The organism is Methylacidimicrobium sp. AP8 (assembly GCF_903064525.1).
GTDB lineage: Bacteria > Verrucomicrobiota > Verrucomicrobiia > Methylacidiphilales > Methylacidiphilaceae > Methylacidimicrobium.
Map to the genome: position 1 here is coordinate 1,098,493 of NZ_LR797830.1, position 16,628 is coordinate 1,115,120.

General features: G+C 63.0%; 14 protein-coding genes, 1 tRNA gene and 2 pseudogenes. 8 read left to right on the forward strand and 9 right to left on the reverse strand.

The genetic code is table 11. The annotated features are described in order from the left end of the window. Window positions 1–4: 4 nt before the first annotated feature. Window positions 5–80, reverse strand: a tRNA-Glu gene (locus MTHMO_RS05000). A 147-nt stretch (window positions 81–227) separates the two neighbouring features. Then, a complete protein-coding gene (locus MTHMO_RS05005) occupies window positions 228–1,130 on the reverse strand; it encodes an NAD(P)-dependent oxidoreductase (protein ID WP_202213802.1) in 903 nt (300 codons plus the stop codon). Between the two features lie 108 nt (window positions 1,131–1,238). On the opposite strand from MTHMO_RS05005, the gene ispF reads away from it, so the two are divergent. After that, window positions 1,239–1,811 (forward strand): 2-C-methyl-D-erythritol 2,4-cyclodiphosphate synthase, encoded by a 573-nt coding sequence (gene ispF / locus MTHMO_RS05010; RefSeq protein WP_202213803.1) that lies wholly within the window; start codon window positions 1,239–1,241, stop codon window positions 1,809–1,811. Here ispF and MTHMO_RS05015 read toward each other — a convergent pair. After that, complete coding sequence (locus tag MTHMO_RS05015) at window positions 1,789–2,466, reverse strand: lipid-binding SYLF domain-containing protein (RefSeq protein ID WP_202213804.1); 678 nt, start codon at window positions 2,464–2,466, stop codon at window positions 1,789–1,791. The genes ispF and MTHMO_RS05015 overlap by 23 nt on opposite strands. Window positions 2,467–2,652: 186 nt before the next feature. Here MTHMO_RS05015 and MTHMO_RS05020 point away from each other — a divergent pair, with 186 nt between their 5' ends. Both MTHMO_RS05020 and MTHMO_RS11235 read left to right on the forward strand, forming a co-directional pair. Further along, entirely contained in the window at window positions 2,653–3,153 is a 501-nt protein-coding gene (locus tag MTHMO_RS05020; RefSeq protein WP_202213805.1) for a hypothetical protein, read from the forward strand. Further along, window positions 3,150–3,470, forward strand: a pseudogene (locus tag MTHMO_RS11235) (3-hydroxyacyl-ACP dehydratase FabZ family protein); the annotation flags it as partial. The gene MTHMO_RS05020 and the pseudogene MTHMO_RS11235, both read left to right, overlap by 4 nt. A gap of 33 nt (window positions 3,471–3,503) precedes the next feature. Here MTHMO_RS11235 and MTHMO_RS05025 read toward each other — a convergent pair. Continuing rightward, window positions 3,504–5,030: a class I adenylate-forming enzyme family protein gene (locus MTHMO_RS05025; protein WP_202213806.1), complete on the reverse strand. Its 1,527-nt coding sequence runs from the start codon at window positions 5,028–5,030 to the stop codon at window positions 3,504–3,506. A 161-nt stretch (window positions 5,031–5,191) separates the two neighbouring features. Here MTHMO_RS05025 and MTHMO_RS05030 point away from each other — a divergent pair, with 161 nt between their 5' ends. Continuing rightward, a complete protein-coding gene (locus MTHMO_RS05030; RefSeq protein WP_202213807.1) occupies window positions 5,192–5,770 on the forward strand; it encodes a hypothetical protein in 579 nt (192 codons plus the stop codon). Window positions 5,771–6,472: 702 nt separating this feature from the next. Here the strand turns inward: MTHMO_RS05030 and MTHMO_RS05035 are convergent. Further along, window positions 6,473–6,907: a hypothetical protein gene (locus tag MTHMO_RS05035; RefSeq protein WP_202213808.1), complete on the reverse strand. Its 435-nt coding sequence runs from the start codon at window positions 6,905–6,907 to the stop codon at window positions 6,473–6,475. A 121-nt stretch (window positions 6,908–7,028) separates the two neighbouring features. Here MTHMO_RS05035 and MTHMO_RS10870 point away from each other — a divergent pair, with 121 nt between their 5' ends. Next, window positions 7,029–7,952 (forward strand): radical SAM protein, encoded by a 924-nt coding sequence (locus MTHMO_RS10870; protein ID WP_237394777.1) that lies wholly within the window; start codon window positions 7,029–7,031, stop codon window positions 7,950–7,952. Between the two features lie 266 nt (window positions 7,953–8,218). On the opposite strand, the gene MTHMO_RS05045 is transcribed toward MTHMO_RS10870, so the two are convergent. Continuing rightward, a complete protein-coding gene (locus MTHMO_RS05045) occupies window positions 8,219–9,274 on the reverse strand; it encodes a beta-ketoacyl synthase N-terminal-like domain-containing protein (RefSeq protein WP_202213809.1) in 1,056 nt (351 codons plus the stop codon). Beyond that, window positions 9,267–10,490 (reverse strand): beta-ketoacyl synthase, encoded by a 1,224-nt coding sequence (locus MTHMO_RS05050; RefSeq protein ID WP_202213810.1) that lies wholly within the window; start codon window positions 10,488–10,490, stop codon window positions 9,267–9,269. The genes MTHMO_RS05045 and MTHMO_RS05050 overlap by 8 nt, the downstream gene beginning before the upstream one ends. A 204-nt stretch (window positions 10,491–10,694) precedes the next feature. Between MTHMO_RS05050 and MTHMO_RS05055 the strand changes: the two genes are divergently transcribed. Both MTHMO_RS05055 and MTHMO_RS10875 read left to right on the forward strand, forming a co-directional pair. Then, complete coding sequence (locus tag MTHMO_RS05055) at window positions 10,695–10,967, forward strand: acyl carrier protein (protein WP_255535344.1); 273 nt, start codon at window positions 10,695–10,697, stop codon at window positions 10,965–10,967. Beyond that, complete coding sequence (locus tag MTHMO_RS10875; protein WP_237394778.1) at window positions 10,964–12,256, forward strand: NAD(P)/FAD-dependent oxidoreductase; 1,293 nt, start codon at window positions 10,964–10,966, stop codon at window positions 12,254–12,256. Before MTHMO_RS05055 ends, MTHMO_RS10875 begins: the two co-directional genes overlap by 4 nt. Before the next feature lie 106 nt (window positions 12,257–12,362). On the opposite strand, the pseudogene MTHMO_RS05060 reads toward MTHMO_RS10875, so the two are convergent. After that, window positions 12,363–13,184 (reverse strand): annotated as a pseudogene (locus MTHMO_RS05060) (LysR family transcriptional regulator); the annotation flags it as partial. Between the two features lie 228 nt (window positions 13,185–13,412). Next, entirely contained in the window at window positions 13,413–13,568 is a 156-nt protein-coding gene (locus MTHMO_RS05065; RefSeq protein WP_202213813.1) for a hypothetical protein, read from the reverse strand. Window positions 13,569–13,725: 157 nt separating this feature from the next. Here MTHMO_RS05065 and MTHMO_RS05070 point away from each other — a divergent pair, with 157 nt between their 5' ends. Continuing rightward, window positions 13,726–16,575: an aconitate hydratase gene (locus tag MTHMO_RS05070; protein ID WP_202213814.1), complete on the forward strand. Its 2,850-nt coding sequence runs from the start codon at window positions 13,726–13,728 to the stop codon at window positions 16,573–16,575. The last annotated feature ends 53 nt before the right edge of the window (window positions 16,576–16,628 follow it).

The window sequence follows — 16,628 nt, forward strand, 5'->3', positions numbered from 1 at the left end:
AGGATGGTAGCCCCAACGGGATTCGAACCCGTGCACCGGCCTTGAGAGGGCCGTATCCTAACCAGCTAGATGATGGGGCCGTCCGATTATCCTGAGAAACACAACTAAATCCGTCGTGTTTTCTTGGCAAGCTCGGTCTTTGCCGGGCGGAGTGAGAAGGGTAGGGGATGTCGCACGGGGAGGACCGATACTGTCCGCGGATCGGGCTCCATGGCTTGCGCGATCCGTCAAATCCTGGCCCCGGCGTCGGGCGATCCAGGCGGGGAGAGGGGATCGATGACATCGATCAGAGCGGAATAATCGAGATCCATCCGTCCCGATTCCGCCGCTTCCCGCACGATCCTCCTCGCTCCTTTCAAGGCATCCGAGCGCACTCCCAGCCGATCGGCTTCCGGGAGGAAAAGGTCGATGTCCTTGAGAAGCAGACGGAGCGAAAAGGTGGGAGCGGTGAAGTTCCGATCCCGCATCCGCGCAAGCTTCTTGTCGAAGGTTGGACAGTAGAGCGAGCTTCCCCGGAGGATTTCGAGGAAGAGCTCGACCGGTACACCGGAGCGGCGGACGAATCCCAGGCTGAGTGCGAAGGCGGCCGTCTCAGCGGCGATCAGCTGATTCAAGGCGAGCTTGAGAGCGGCAGCCTTGCCGACCGGTCCGATCCAAAAGCAACGACCCAGCAACCCGAGAAGACGGCACCAGCGATCGTGGTCCTCGGATTCGGCTCCGATCATGACCTGGGCTCGGCCTTCCTCGGCATCCTTGCCGTTGCCGAGGATCGGGGATTCCAGATAGCGGGCTCCTCGGGAGGAAGCGAGCCGGGCCAGGTCTCGGCTCTCGTCCGGACCTATGGTCCCCATCTGGCAGAGGCTTTTTCCCGACAGGAACCGCGACAGAGGGTCCGAAAAGATGGTTTGCCGGATCGCGGCCGCATCGGCCAGACAGAGGATAGCGAGCTCGGACGCTTCGATCGCCTCGCGGGGGGTCAGGCAGAGCAACGCCCCGAGGGGGACAAGGGCTTCGGCCTTGGCGGGCGAGCGGTTGTAGACAGCAACGGAGAGCCCGCAGGCGAGAAGGCGTCGCGCAACGCCCTGACCCAAAAGGCCGGTCCCCAAAACGGCCAAGCTTGTCGGAGTCATCTCCGCTAGCTATAGAGCGGATCGAGGCCGGGGTAAAGTGTCGGCTCCAGCCGATCCGGTCGAGCGGAACGCCGAAGTGTGGGCCTAAGCGAAGCGAAAGGAACCAAAATGGGACGCGTGGGAATTGGCTATGACGCCCACCGCTTGGTGGAGGGGAGGAAGCTCATGCTAGGGGGGGTAGCCATTCCCTCCGACAAGGGGCTGCTTGGTCATTCCGATGGCGACGTGCTTCTCCACGCCGTCGCGGATGCCCTTCTCGGCGCGGCGGGGGAGCGCGATATCGGGCATCTCTTCCCGAATACCGATCCGCAGTGGAAGGGAGCTTCAAGCCTGTTGTTCCTCGAGCGGATCGCTGAGCGGCTCCGGCAGAAAGGATGGAGGATCGACAACGTCGACGTGTCGTTGATCGCGGAGGCGCCGAAGATCGCTCCTTATCTGACGGCGATGCGCGAAGCGGTGGCGAAAGCTTTGGGGATCGAGCCCGAGCGGATCGGCATCAAGGCGACGACCAACGAGGGGATGGGTTTTCCCGGGAGGGGCGAAGGAATGGCCGCGATGGCGGTTGCTGCCCTGGAGCGGGCTGAGGGCGGTGGTCCTGGAAACGCGCGGGCTGCCGCAGGCCCTGCCGGGGGCACCGGCCTTGCCGGTTCCACCGGATCTACTTTGGATATGGGGCGTTGAGCGCGTCCAAAAGCGGTTTCGCCTTTCGGGGCGGCGCCACTTTTCCGGAAAGAATCTCGCCGGCCGTAACCGCACGGTGATAATAGCGTTCGTTGGTATCGGGCGCTTCCCGCAGATCCGACCCGGTGAACGCGATGCCTCCGAAGAGTCCTTCTGTGGACCGGTAGACGTAGACGGCGCCCTTAGGCTTTAAGAAAACCTCGTGCTCGCTTTCGGGGCCGGCGACTCCGCTCATCTCCCCGGTCATGTGCACCTTGCCGCCGCGGGCGAACCGCCGGACGGCGCGATCGGTGTTCAAGATGAAAATGTAGTTGGTCTCGCTTGCGCCGATCTGCGCCCCGATTCCCACTGCACTGCTCGAGATCGCCGAAGGACCGGACCAGCCGCCGTTAGGCAAGCGTTGGACGACCAGCCCATGACCGTACTCTCCGCTGATGACGAGTCCGCCCTTGGTCATCCGCAGAAAAGCGATACCCTTGGCCCGGTCGAACACGCTTTTGGGGATCTTTCCCTCTTGCTTGAACTGGTGAATGACGGCGGCCGCTTCGTCGACGGTCTCCTGCAAATTCCAGGAAGCAAAGCATCGTGGGGCGGCCGAAAGGCAGCCGAGCAAAAAGAGAAGCGACCATGCGGATAAGAAGAGGCGATTTTTCACAGAGATTTTCTCCCGGAATTTGTACGATATAGTATGAGCTAGCTCGAGAGTAGCTTGCCGCCGCCGGTTGGCAAGTAAGAAGTGATTGATATTTCCCGTGATGCAGGAGGCGGGCCGGAGAGAGCCGGCGATTGGCTCCAGGGAAACGGAAGCGCCGGAATGAGGAAAATAGGGGGAAAGGCACCGATGGGACGGCTTGCCCAGGCGATCGGCTCGGGTCTTTTCTTGACGGGCGCTCTGCTGCTTTCCGCCGTCTCTGTCGAGGCTCGAAACGTCGCTTTCCAACCCTGGAAGGGAGAGCCGCCTCCGCCAGAGACGGGGGCCCGGATTCTCGCGATCTACCGGATCGGCGGACAGGACATGCCGGTCTGGTCGCGAATGCCGCGGAGGCCGTATCGCGTCTTGGGAGTGCTCCGTTCGTTCGAGACCGTTGGTCTCTCCCATCGACCTTTCTATCGCCTGGCACAGGAGGCGCGCCGACGCGGAGGAGATGCGATCGCGGTGCTGGCTCCTAGGGATCTTCCCGGCGGTTGGATTCGCGGCGATGACCCTGGGGTCACCATCCATGGGGAACGTTTCACGGTCTTGGTCCTCCGTTCGGAAAGCGGACTGCTTCTGCCGAACCCGCCCCGAGCCGTCGCAGAAGGGTGCGGGATCATCACCCGGGCCGCGTGCCGGACGACATGAGCCTGCCGCGATTGCCGCACGGCCCGGGCTTTACCTGGATCGACGAGGTGGAGGTCGATCGGGAGAGAGCGAGCGCCCGCGCAAAAACTTTTCTCGATCCGTCGCTGCTTGTCTTCGCGGATCACTTTCCCGGCCGGGCGATCTTTCCCGGGGTCCTGCTGGTCGAGTGCGGAGCCCAGGCCGCGGGATGCCTCTGGTCCGAACTTCTGGGCGTGACGCATCCGCAGCCCCTCCTGCTGGCGCGGATTCAAGCATTCCGATTCCGACGGCCCGCCTTGCCCGGCCAGACTCTTGTTGTGGAGATCCGGCGGGAACGCTTACGGCAGGCTGGCGGAATTCTCCGTATCCATTTACGAATCGGAGGAGCCGCTCGCCGAAGGACGCATCTGGCTCGCGCGGGTCGACGGGAACGGGCGATAGATATCGTGAAAAAGCGCCCGCAGCGATTTTTCCTCGACCTTCCCTCGTGCGTTGCGGGGAAGCGCCGGAAGGCAGACGAGAAAGCGCGGGATCTTCCATTCCGGCGCGACATCGGCCAGGAGCCGCAGGAGCTCGCTTGCGCTTTTCGGGCTTTCCGCGGCGGCGATCAAATAGCTTCGGGTTCGGCCGCGCACGCCGCGAACATGGGCGTCGGTCACCGACGGGAGCCGACGCAATAGGGCTTCGACTTCGGCCGGATGGATTTTACGGCCGCCTATCGTGATGACCGGATCGGCGCGGCCGAGCAAGCGTATCTCTCCCCGATCGGTCCACTCGGCGAGGTCGGGAAGGGTGATCCGTCGGCGACGGCCGAAGAGGGCTCTGCTGGAAACGGAGACGCGTCGAGTGCGCGTGATCGTGACCGAGACGCGGGGCAGCGGAGTGCCGACGGAGCGGCCTGCTAGGGTGGCCTCGCCGGAACCGTCATAGCTGATGCTCCCGGTTTCGGACGACCCGTAAAGGCTGTGGATCTTCACAGAAAAGCGTTCCTGGATGCGTTGGGCCGTTTCCGCCGGCAGAGCGGCACCCGCGGAAACGGCGATCCGGAGGGATGGAAGGGGCAACGGCCTGGGCAGCTGCCCCAACGCGCGCCAGACATCGGGAACCGAAGGAAAGAAGGTGATCCGATGGCTTCGAATCCATCTCGGAATCTGGCTTGCCAGGAACGTCGCGGCCGAGACGAGGCGCATGCCCCGAAGCAGGAAGGGGAGGACCAAGCTTCCGAGAGCGTAGGAGTGTCCGAGCGGAAGGAGGGCCAAGGCTCGGTCGTTTTCTCCCGTGCCCATGGCGCAGGAGGTGTTCCATCCGTCTTCGATCATGGCTTCGGCGGAGAAGGGGAGCGGCACGGCTTCCCGCCGGCTTCCCGAAGAAAGCTTGACGACAGCGATTCCGGCGCGTCCGATTCGTCGAGGGGCAAGCCGTTCCCAGCGATGCGGTGTCCACAGGAACGAGGCGCCCAGCCGTTGGGCCGTCGGCGCTAGCTCTCCCTCCGGGATCGTAGCGTCCAGCGGCATGGCTGCGGCTCCCGCCGCCTGGCAAGCGAGAAAAGCCCCGATCCACTCCGGCCCGTTCGGCAAAGAGAAGGCGATCCAGGCGTTGCGCGCGTCGGACAGATGCTCGTGCGCAAGGGCTCGCGCCGCCGAATCGATTTCACGAAAGGAAATCCACCGATCGGATTCCAAGGGAAGGAAGGCGGGTTCCTCCGCCAGACGTGCCGCGGTGCGTTCCCAGGCCTTCCAGAGAGCGGTCGCGCAGGGAAATGCCGTCGGAGGCGCAGGGGCGCCTTGTGCTTGTTCCTTTCGGAGTGACGGCGCGGCTTTGCTCCGGGCCGGGATCTGGAGCGGCCGGCTCCCGTCGGTCGGTTCCGTCTCGGATCGACTACCAACTTTGTGAGCCATGCAAGCGAGGCCCCGCCATAACGGCGGCGGAGACTCATAACGCTTTTGCTCTCGCGAAGGCGAGCGTAATCGAGCGGAGAACGAGCGCAAGCGGCGACCCACTGTGAAGAAAAAATAAAATCTTGCCCGGGCTGCCGGTTTCCGGCATAAGGCAATGCCCGATGGCTTTTGCTAAGCTTCTTTTTAGCGGTTCGGTCGTATTTTCGGTTGCGGTAGCGGCTTACGGCCAGAAAGGAGCGGCGGTCTCCTCCATCCCGGTGAGCCCGAATCCCAGGGCGTTCGTGCAGGCGCTCCCCAAGCAAAAGCACTCCCGCGGGATGTGCGCGCGTGCGGTGCGCATGGCCGTAGAAAAGCTCACGGGCCGGAAACTCGAGCGGAGGGACTATGCCAAGGAGTACGGAGTGCCGCTTCTGAAGACCGGCTGCTATCGGCGGATCTCCGCCAACGTGGTGCCGAAGAACTACGACGTGCGGATCCTTCTACCGAGAAAGAGAAGCCACTACGGCCATATCGAGGTGTTTTACCAGGGGCACTGGTACTCCGACTTCCGGCAGCCGGGTTCTCTTTGGAATGTTTGGCCCAAGGAGTATGCCGGCATCCAGCATTACCGATTCGTCGGTCAGACGTCCCCGCAACCGACAGAACGACGGGCGATTCCGGTCCAGCACGTGAGCCGGACGGGCGCGCGCCGGGCGAACCTGCGGACCGCCGGGGCTGCCTTGGCCAGCCCGGTCTTTTAACCTCCGGCTTCCTGCCGTTTCTGCGCAAGGAGTCGAAAAGGAGCAGGCCTGGAACGACCCGGTTGCGCTCCGGCAGTACTCTTGCGGCGTTCCGGAAGCAGCAGGGCTCGGGAATGAGCCGGGTTATTTGTCGACCGTGCGCTTGCCGGTGAAAAATTCTTCCAAGTCGCCGCCGATCCCGCGGAAGGTTTTGTCCACGTCGTTCCCGAACTTCCCGAACGCGTCGGACTTGCCCGTTTTTTTGGACTGCAAACCGTGCTTCCTGCCGGCAGACCGCTTCGTGCCCGCGCCTGCGGTTTTGCCGGCGGATGCCTGATTCCGGCCGGCAGAAGAAGGAGAACCGTTCCGCGCTCCGGATTGCGCCGTCTTCCCTCCCGAAGGAGACGCCGCCGCGGACGCCGGAGCAGCGGCAGCACGACACAGCAGGGCAGCCGGCGTGAAGAGCGAAGCGGTGGCCAGCGCCCCGGTCGCCAGCAAAGAGAGCGAACGCGCAGAAAGTCCGTCCCTCATGCTTTAATACGAATAATCATACGGCGTAGATCCGATTTATCCAGCGAGAAGAAAAGAAAAACGGTTCGACAACCGGGTGCGCATGCCGGTGAAGAACGAACCGTTTCCGGCGTGAAGCCGCCCGCGAGAGTGCGACCTACCCATAAGATGGGAAGTGCTCGCCGGGGCCACAGACAGCCTGCCCGCGACGGCTCAATCATCCTTATCCACCGTTCGGGTTCCGACGAAAAACTCTTCGAAGTCGGCGCCGATCTTCCGGAAGAGCTTCGCGATCTGAATGCCGACGGGTTCGGGCTTGGCGGCCTGCGTCGTTTTCGCGCTTTTGCGCTGCTGCTCCGTCGAGGACAATCGGCTCGGCCGGGGTTGTGCTGGAGCGGTTTTGCGGCCGGTCTGCGGGCGGGCGAGGGGCCCTGGCTTGTCTAACGAATCGGTTCCCGCTGCCGTCGGCGGGACGCTGGCCGGTTCATCGGAGTGGGTGGTGGTCCATTCGGATCGATCGGCACCGGCTGCGCTGCTGCCGTATGCCGTAAAGAGGGACGGAAAAAACTCGGCGCTCAGGAGCCAGCCTGCGCTTACCATCGCCGGAAGAACAGCGTAACGGGCCGCGGCCCGAACCACGGATCGCACGCCGGAAAGCTGACCGAGGTGGCACTGCGAATCAAGAAGAAAATTGACAACGTATTTAGACAGATCAGCTTCTAGGGAATGAACGCCTGCCGGCACGACGTTGCGGAGACAAAAATCCGAGGTGGCGGAGAGAGGCGTTGGACCCGGGCTCGGCTCGACAGCGAGATCTCTGGGAGCGTGCGAGGGGGGGGCGCGCGAGCCGATTTTCGGCAACCGGATTTTCGTCCGTGGGGTGATTGAAGTCGGCAATTTTTGCCGGCAAAACTGCATGTATTGCGGGATGCGCCGGGAGAACGGCGATCTTCGCCGATTCCGCTTGGCGCGGGAAGCCGTTCGGCGCCTGCTCGAAGAGCGTCTGCCCGCGTCCGTTACGGACCTGAACTTCCAGGCGGGGGAGGATCCTGTCGTCCTTCGGGAGGTGGTGCTGCCGGTGATCGAAGATCTGGCAAAGGAAAGCCGGCTCGGGATCAGCCTCTGCATGGGAACTCTCGCGTTTCGTCTTTACGATGCCGCGAAACGAGCCGGCGCACGGGGATACATCCTCAAGTTGGAAACGGGGGATGCCCGGCATTATCGGCTGCTGCAACGCCCGGGAACGCTGGAAAGCCGGATCGAGGCGATCCGGTATCCGGCCGAAACGGGTTGGCGCGTCTCCTTTGGCTGGATCCACGGGTTGCCGCAGCAGACCCCTGCTCAGGAAGCGGAGACGCTCGATTTGCTCTGTTCGCTGCCGCTTTCCGGTTGCGGCGTGAGCCCTTTGACGGCCATTTCTCACAAATTTCGTAGCCGAGGCGCCGCAAATGGGCTTGGGTGCGAGGCGGGCGCAGGTTTTCCACCGGAGCTGTATGAAGACATACTGCGAGGATGGAAAACCAAGCGGGAGCGAAGCAGACGAGCCCGTTTTGCAAGCCGTAGGAGAAAGCTTGTGAGAAATGGCCGTTCATACCCGGGGAGGGTACTCCGGTCGCTTCCGAACCGCCGGGAGACCTCAACCGCACGCTCAACGCCGTGGCGGTTCTTCGGCTCTCCTCGTCGCACTGGATGATTCCGGCCGTGAGCGCCCTGAACCTTTGCGACGTTTCCGGGTACGTGCGGGCGATCGAGGCGGGAGCGAACCTGGCTACCGTCAATCTGACGCCCGACGAATGGCGGGAAGATTACCGAATCTACTGCCGGAGCCGATGGATTATGACCGAGGAGCGGGTTCTGCGGGCGATCGAGCAGGCGGGCTGCGAGCCGAGCTCGCAGAGTTGGATCGCCGCCTTATCGCCTCGCTGCCGCCTACGTCTCCTCATCCCGAAACGAGCAAGCCTACGGCTTGAAGAACGGCGGGCGGCGCTCTCTTCGGCCGGCCCCCGGCGCGAAGTGGAGATGGATCCACGACAGCTGGTGGCTGGTACCCCAAATCGGAACAAGGATTTCCGGCCTCTTTTCGGATAAGAGCGTAGCCGCGCGGATCGTCTGCCATCCGGAGGAGACAGAGAATGCGCTTCCGATATAGGGATAGGATTCCACGCAAGGGAAGGAGCCGAGCACCTGTCTTTCCAGCGACTCAAGCCACGAGCCCCGCGCCGTCGGATGGACGGGCACATGCGGCAGCCCTTGGGCGAAGCGGGATGCAATCAGCGGCAGTTCCTTTCGGCTCGCATACGGGAAACTCATCGGCGCGGGTGCAACGGAGAAAAGCCCGCTTTCCGGGCGGGCGGTCAGAAGCAGCGCAACCGCGCCTTCCGCCGGTCGAAAAGGTCGAGAGGGATGAAGCCAGCTGGCGGAGCGGAAGGCGTCCAGGGTTATGGAGGTGATCTCCTCGGAGGCGGCGAGCAGAACCGTCGACGCGTGTCCGAGTTCCAGCCAGATCCTTCCCATCCGGAGTCCTTCCACCCAAGCCGATTCATCTCCGACGAGCGAGCAGCTAGGACCGCGAAGGCCGAATACGGCGGCCGCATGGCTGGTAGCCGCATTGTAGACGGTTTCAGGAAAGAGAAGAGGACTGGCGAACCGCCGCCCTTGGCCTCGATAGCCGGCGAAGAAGCGGGCGCTATGGGAGATGCTGCCGTTGTTGAAGACCGCAATGAGCCCCATTCCGCCTCGATCCGCTGCACCGGCTCCGGCCAGCGCTTGTCCGATCGCTTCCACGAGGAACTGTGTAAGCGAGCCCGCCCGGCGAAGCCGCGGCTCTTCCGCCCAAACCTGCCACCGCCGATCCGATCGGTCCACCGCGAAGACAGGAAAGCTCCGGGTCGGGGCGGAAGCCAGGACCATGGCGCGCTCTTCCGGCGGGACCGGCCGGATCAGGCTTTCCGGGCCGAATCCGGCGGGGGAAACCACGCCGAGGGCACGCGCGTGGAGGAGCAGACGGTCAGTCATGTCGGGTAAAGACCAGTGCGGCGTTGGTCCCGCCGAATCCGGCGTTTACGCTCATCACGTGGGTGAGCGGCTGGAGTGGTTCCTGCGGTCGGACAAGGGCTTGCTCGACTTCGGCAAGGGGAGAGACGGTGTTCCACTGCGGAGGCAGCCGCCCCGTCCGCAAGGCGAAGATCGAAAAGACGGCTTCGATCGCGCCGGCAGCGCCCAGCGTATGGCCGATGATCGCCTTCACACTGCTCATCCGCGGGATCCGCCAGCCGATCCCGAAGAGGCGCGAGTAAGCGCGGGCCTCCGATTCATCGTTCAGGCATGTACCGGTCCCGTGTGCATTCAGGTACCCGATTTCCCCCGGATCTACTTTCGCGGAAAGGAGGGCCGCCTCGATGGCCCGGCAAAGGGCGGTTCCGTCCGGGGCCGGCTGGGTCAGATGATAGAGGTCGGTGGCTTGACCGTACCCGCTCAGCAGGCAGAGAGGGCGCGCGCGCCGGCTCGATGCGTGCTCTAGGCTTTCCAGCACCAGAAAGGCCGCGCCTTCTCCGAGAAGAAGTCCACTTCGCCTCTGGTCGAAGGGAGCGCAACGCCCGGCAGTGAGGATTCGTAACGAATCGAATCCAACGAAGACGGTCTCCGCAAGAGCCTCGAACCCCCCCGCCAGAACGCAGTCGGCTTCGCCGGACCAGATCATTTGAGCGGCATGGCCGAGCGCATCGGTCCCGCTGGAACAGGAATTGGCGATCACGAGCGAGCGGCCGCACAGGCCGAATGCTCGCTGAAGATCGACGGCCTGCTGCTGGGGCTGGTACCGCCCGACCCAACGGAGGCGCCCGCGGCGGCCTGCGAGAAGCTCGCCGAGAAATCGCTCTCCGAACTCCATGGCTCCTTCGGTGGTGGCCAGGCAGAGGGGGATCTGCGGAAGCCGCACCCGCCCATCGGAGGTAAGCAGATCCGCCTGCGCGAGGGCTTCCCGAGCGGCCGGAATCGCCAGGCGCGAGGCGCGCGGGAGTTTGCGGGACGTGTGCGAGGGGAGGGAGGGCAGGCATGCTTGAGCCGCAGAGCGGCAGCGGCATCCTTCCGTATCGAATAGATCGACCGCGCGAGCGCCGTCTTTTCCTTCGAGCAGCCCATCGCAGGAAGAGCTGACGTCTTCTCCGAGAGCCGTAACCATCCCAACTCCGGTTACGGCGACGATGGGTCTTTGTGTGCTTCGGGTGGCCATGCCCCGCATGCTACCGGATAAAGAGCCAGAAGACGATCTAGGAAGGAAAGAAGCGGCGTTATCTTGCCGGGCCCATGGAGGGCCTCTGTGCGCTTGCCGCTGCGGAGGCGGGCTTTACCGCGGTCGATGGGGCGGAAAAGAGAAATTTTCGGGTAGACTTCTCCATAGCGTTTTTCTCTAAATACACCCGACCTTTCTGCCTGGATGCCGGCCCAATCGGTAACGTACGACGAATTGCGCGCCCTTTTGCGAGAATGCTGCATGCTTCGGTTCCCGGCCGAAAGCCTCGGGGAGGAGACTCCTTTTTTCGGACCGAACGGGATCGGACTTGATTCGATCGATGCGCTCCAGCTCACCACGGAACTCGAGCGGAGGTACGGGGTCTCCCTCCAGGATCCGGAAGCGGCGAGGAGGGTATTGGAAAACTTGTCCACACTGCGTGCCTGGCTCATTGCGCAGCAGGCGGAGGCGAAATGAACGATCCGGTGATCATCGTGGGAGGGGGTCCGGCGGGAAGCGCCGCCGCAAGCCTGCTGGCTCGGAACGGGAAGCGGGTCTTGCTTCTGGAGAAAGAGAGCTTCCCCCGCTTTCATATCGGCGAATCGCTCCTGCCTTTTTGCCATCGAGTGCTGCAGAGGATCGGAGTCTGGGACAAAGTGCGGAATGCCGGCTTTATGGTCAAGGCCGGAGCCGAGTTCGTGCTGAGCGATGGGAGCTCCTTTCGGCGCTTCTGGTTCGGGGAAAGCCTACCCGAGCCCTATGATAAGACTTTCCAAGTGGAGCGGTCGAAGTTCGACGCGCTGCTCCTTGATCATGCCAAAGAGTCGGGGGCGACCGTTCTCGCCGGCGCGGCGGCTCGGGACTTTCGGGAGACGCCGGACGGTGTGGAGGTGGACTATGCGCTGGCGGGAAGGATCGAGCGGGCCCGGGGGCGATGGCTGCTGGATGCGACGGGACGTGAGCCGTTTCTAAGCAGACTTTTGCGCATACCTAAAACCGACCTGGGCGTTCCGAAGAAGATGGCCGTCTACGCCCACTTCCGGAACGTGCGGCGCAACCCGGGCAAGGCCGAGGGGAACATCACGGTGGTCCGCCTCCCCCACGGCTGGTTCTGGTTCATTCCCCTGGACGAGGAAAAGACGTCGGTCGGCATGGTGAGGCCGCTGTCGGTTTTCCAAGAAGCCAAGAAAAGTCCGGTAGAGCTCTTCGAGGCCACGGTGCAGGACAGCAAAGAGCTGCGCTCGCGCCTGCACAAGGCGCAGGCCATGACCCCATTCCGGACCACGGCCGACTACACTTATCGTTTAGAGCGGCTGGCGGGTCGGCGGTGGCTGGCGGCGGGAGATGCGGCCGGGTTCCTGGATCCGGTCTTTTCCTCCGGGGTGACGGTCGCCCTCGAGGGTGGGCTGGCAGCGGCCGAAATGATTCTAAGCCAATCGGAAAGATCGCGCGAGTTCTCCGGCGCCGCGCAGCGCGCGTACACCCGGCGGATTCATGCTCTTGCGCGCCGTTTCGAAGAGATGATCCAGATGTTTTACGACGATCGGTCCTTCGAGGTGTTCATGACTCCTCGTCCGCCGCAATCGATGAAGGAGGCGGTCATTCATCTTCTGGCGGGAAACAGCGATCTCCATCCGTCTCTCTGGCTTCGAGTGAAGGTGTTTTACCTCCTCTGCAAGCTCCAGCGGAATTGGCGGCTGGCGCCCGCTCTCGAATATCGGCCGAATCCCGCCCTTCGCCTGGGGGCATCCCGCGTTTCCTTATAACCGGCGGGACGGCCGCGCCGCTCGGCGGGTGTTCCAGAATGGCAGCGGCCTCCGCCCGGAGGAAGGCGAGGAAGGCCTCTGCGGTTCGGGAAAGATGCTTCCCCTTGGGATAGACCGCGTACCAGTGCCGCCGGAGAGGGAAACCGACGACATCGAGGATCCGAAGACGGCCCTGCTGCAGCTCGGGCCGGATGTTGTGGACGGACAGAACCGAGATGCCCAATCCGGCGATTACGGCTTGCTTGATGGCCTCGCTGCTGCCGAGCTCCATGTAGGGTTCAACGACCATCCCTTCCCGTCGAAACGCCTGATCGACGGCCGCGCGGGTCCCGGAGCCGGATTCCCGACTCAAAAACCGTTCCCGAAGGAGGTCGCGAAGCGGAATATCCTGCCTGGCGGCATACGGATGATTCGACCAGGCTACCACTACCAGGGAGTTGTCCAAGAAGGCGAAGCTCTCCACCGGCAACCCTTCCGGCACTTGTCCCATCACCACCAAATCATCCTGGTTTTCCGCGAGCCGCTGCAGAACGCGCGCCCGATTGGTGACCGTCAGGCTCGGTCGCACCCCGGGATACAAGCGGATGAAGGCCCCAAGGAGATGGGGCATAAAATATTTGGAAGTCGTGACGCCTGCGATCCGCAGCGGCCCCTGAACCCCTCCGCGAAGCGAGAGCACCAGGGCGTCAAGGGAATCGAGCTCGCGGCGGATGATGCGAACCCGCTCTGCGACGGCTTCTCCCGCCCGGCTGAGATAGACCTTTTTCCCGATGCGCTCGAAGAGCGGAAGACCGACGGTTTCCTCAAGACGCTTGATCGCGATGGAAACGGCCGGCTGAGTCAAGTGGACGGCCTCGGCTGCTTTGGTAAAGCTCCGGTGATGGACGATCGCCTCGAACACGCGCAGTTGCTGGAGCGTTATATCCATTAAACAAAGTTATTGATTAGTGTAAAACAATCAACCCACTTCGTTTCGAGGGCGGGAAGAAAAGCGGGGGAATTCCGTCGGCGGTACGCGCCGGTCTTCTGCGGCATTTCGCCTAAAGCCGGCTACCGGGACTGGGCATGGGGAAAGCTAAACGCCCTCTCCCGAAGAGAGGCGCTCCGCAAATGTGCTCTTCGGGATCCGAAGGGAACCGAGGCCGGGCGAAGGCGGCTAGTCTTCTTCCGGAAAGCCGCGGCGATGGAGATGCTGCCGGGCCTTCCGGCGCTCGTAGCGACGGGCGAGGATCTTCTCCTGCTTGTGGCCAGGCAGGCGGAACAGGGTCTTGGACTTCAGGCACGAATCGAACGGATCTTGGGCTAAACGCATCCTATACCTCCTTCCGGTTTCCCTCTCCAAACCGATTCCGCTGCGGGTAGGAAAGCGAAAACCGTGCCAATCGGATTCGCCGTTCCTATTCAAAGGAATCCGGTTGCTATCGCTTTTTGCGAAGCCTACTCTTTTTGCTGATAACACAAAGTCCGCCATGAAGTCAAAGTTAGTAAATGCGGAGTGGAAGAGAAGCTTTACTCTGCCGGGAGGAGAAAAGTTTTGGTTCTTTTCGCTTCCCGCTCTGGAAGAGGCGGGATTGGGTCCCGTCCACCGGCTTCCGATCAGCTTGCGCATTTTTCTGGAGTCGCTGGCGCGCTTTTGCGGAACAGCGGGGATCGAGGAGAAGGACGTAGAGGCTCTGGCACGCTGGAACTCCAAGAACCCGGCACGCCGGGAAATTCCTTTTCGGGTGGCCCGCATTCTCCTACAGGATTTCACGGGAGTTCCCCTATTGGTGGATCTTGCTGCGATGCGGAGCGCGCTCGCGCGGATCGGCCGGCCCCCGGGCCGGGTGGAACCGGAAATTCCGGTGGACCTCGTGATCGACCACTCCGTTCAGGTGGATTTTTTTGGAACGCCGGATGCGCTGGCGAAAAACCTGGAATGGGAGTTTGTCCGCAATCGAGAGCGGTACGCCTTCCTAAAGTGGGGGGAAGGGGCATTCCGAAAGTTGCGGATTATTCCGCCCGGAATCGGGATCTGCCACCAGGTGAACCTGGAGTTTCTTGCCAAAGGGGTCTTCGTTCAGCAAGAGCCGGACGGGAAGATCGTCTATCCGGATACTGTCCTGGGAACCGATTCCCATACAACGATGGTCAACGGGCTGGGCGTGGTCGGATGGGGTGTCGGCGGCATCGAGGCGGAAGCCGCGATGCTGGGCGAGCCCTACTACCTGCTGACGCCCGAGGTGATCGGCGTCCAGTTGACGGGTGCTCTGGCTCCCGGAGTCACGGCGACCGATCTGGTTTTGTGGATCACCGAGAAACTCCGCCAGTTCGGAGTGGTCAATAAGATCGTGGAGTTTTTCGGCCCGGGTGCCTCATCGCTGAGCGTCCCGGATCGAGCCACTCTCGCCAATATGGCGCCCGAGTACGGAGCGACGATGGGATACTTCCCGTTCGACAAAGAATCTCTCGCCTATCTGCAGAGGACCGGACGCCCGCGGGAGCTGCTCGAGCTCGTGGAACGCTACTATGTCAGCCAGGAGTTGTGCCGCATCCCGCAAGAAGTGGACGAGATCGACTATAGCCGGATTGTGCAGATTCCGCTGGAGGCAGTGGAGCCTGCGGTCGCCGGGCCCCGCCGCCCGCAGGATCGCATCGGGCTCAGATCGGTTAAAAGTGCGTTTCAGCGGTTGCTCGCTCTTCCCAAGGATCAGGGCGGCTATGGGAAGGGACCGGAGGAGCTGAGGACACGGGTCCGTGTCGAAGGAGGACTCATCGCCTGCGGCCTGCCGCCGGCCGATCTCAACGGAACGGAGCCGGACTCGCCCAGCGAAAGCGAGCTGCGGGATCTGCACCCGGAGCTCGACCGCGCGGCTGCGCCTATGGAAGGAATTCCCGCGGAGATCGGCCACGGGACTGTGGTCATCGCCGCTATCACCAGCTGCACGAATACTTCGAACCCGAGCGTGATGCTCGCTGCCGGGCTTCTGGCGAAGAAGGCGGTGGAGCGTGGACTGACGGTGCCCCCTCACGTGAAGACCTCGGTAGCGCCAGGCTCCCGCGTCGTCTCGGATTATTTGGCGCGGACGGGGCTGCAAGATTTCTTGGACCGGCTCGGCTTCGCGGTGGTGGGCTACGGATGCACGACTTGCATCGGCAATAGCGGCCCATTGTCTGTGCCGTTGGAGGAGGCGATCGGCTCTAACCAGCTGATCGTGGCGGCGGTGCTCTCCGGAAATCGGAATTTCGAGGCACGGATCCATCCGGCGGTTCGCGCCAATTTTCTTATGTCCCCGCCTCTGGTCGTTGCCTTCGCGCTCGCCGGGCGGGTTGACTGGGACCCGGAATCGGAACCCTTGGGCCGGGATCCCGCCGGCCGTCCGGTGTTCCTCCGGGAGGTATGGCCGAATGCGGAAGAGGTGGCGAGGCTGATGGGATCGGCAACCGATCCCGAAGCCTTCGGCCGCCTTTACCACGATTTCGCCGAGCTCAACCCGCAGTGGTGTCGGATCGAAGCTCCCCGCGGGGAGATTTATCCATGGGATCCGAACAATTCCTATATCCAGGAGCCGCCCTTCCTGGAAGGCTTTTCCTTGGAAGTGCCCCCCCGGCGTCCTTGCCTGGGCGCGCGCGCCCTCTGCATCCTGGGCGACTCGGTGACGACGGACCATATCTCGCCGGCCGGTGCGATCAAGCCCGATAGCCCCGCCGGCCGCTACTTGAGCGAGTTGGGCATCGGCCGCGCTGAGTTCAATAGCTACGGCAGCCGGCGCGGCAACGATCGGGTGATGGTACGCGGCACATTCGCGAACATCCGGTTGCGCAACCGGATGGTGCCCGATGCGGAAGGAGGTGTCACCCGCCACATGCCCGACGGAAGCCGGATGTCGATTTACGATGCCGCCATGAAGTATCGGGAAGAAGAAGTGCCGTTGCTCGTCTTCGCGGGACGGGAGTATGGGACCGGCAGCTCCCGCGACTGGGCGGCAAAGGGATGTGCTCTCTTAGGCGTGCGCGCCGTGATCGCCGAAAGCTTCGAGCGCATTCATCGAGGAAACCTTGTCGGAATGGGCGTCTTGCCTTGCACCTTCCTTGGCGGCGTCCGGCTTTCCGATCTCCTGCTCGACGGCAGCGAGCTCTTCGATATCCCCGGATTCGAGCAGGACCTCGAGCCGGGCCAGGAGCTCTGTTTGCAGATCCGCCGCGGGAACGGTTCGGTCCGCCAGGTGCCGATCCTTTGCCGGATCGACACCCCAGCCGAGGCCGACTATTTCCGGCATGGGGGAATTCTACCCTACGTGTTGCGCCGGATTCTCGCCCGCGGGACGAAGGGGACGTGAGGACTCGGTTTCCGCCGGCCATATCCCGCATCTGCCGCATCGTGTTTCATGGT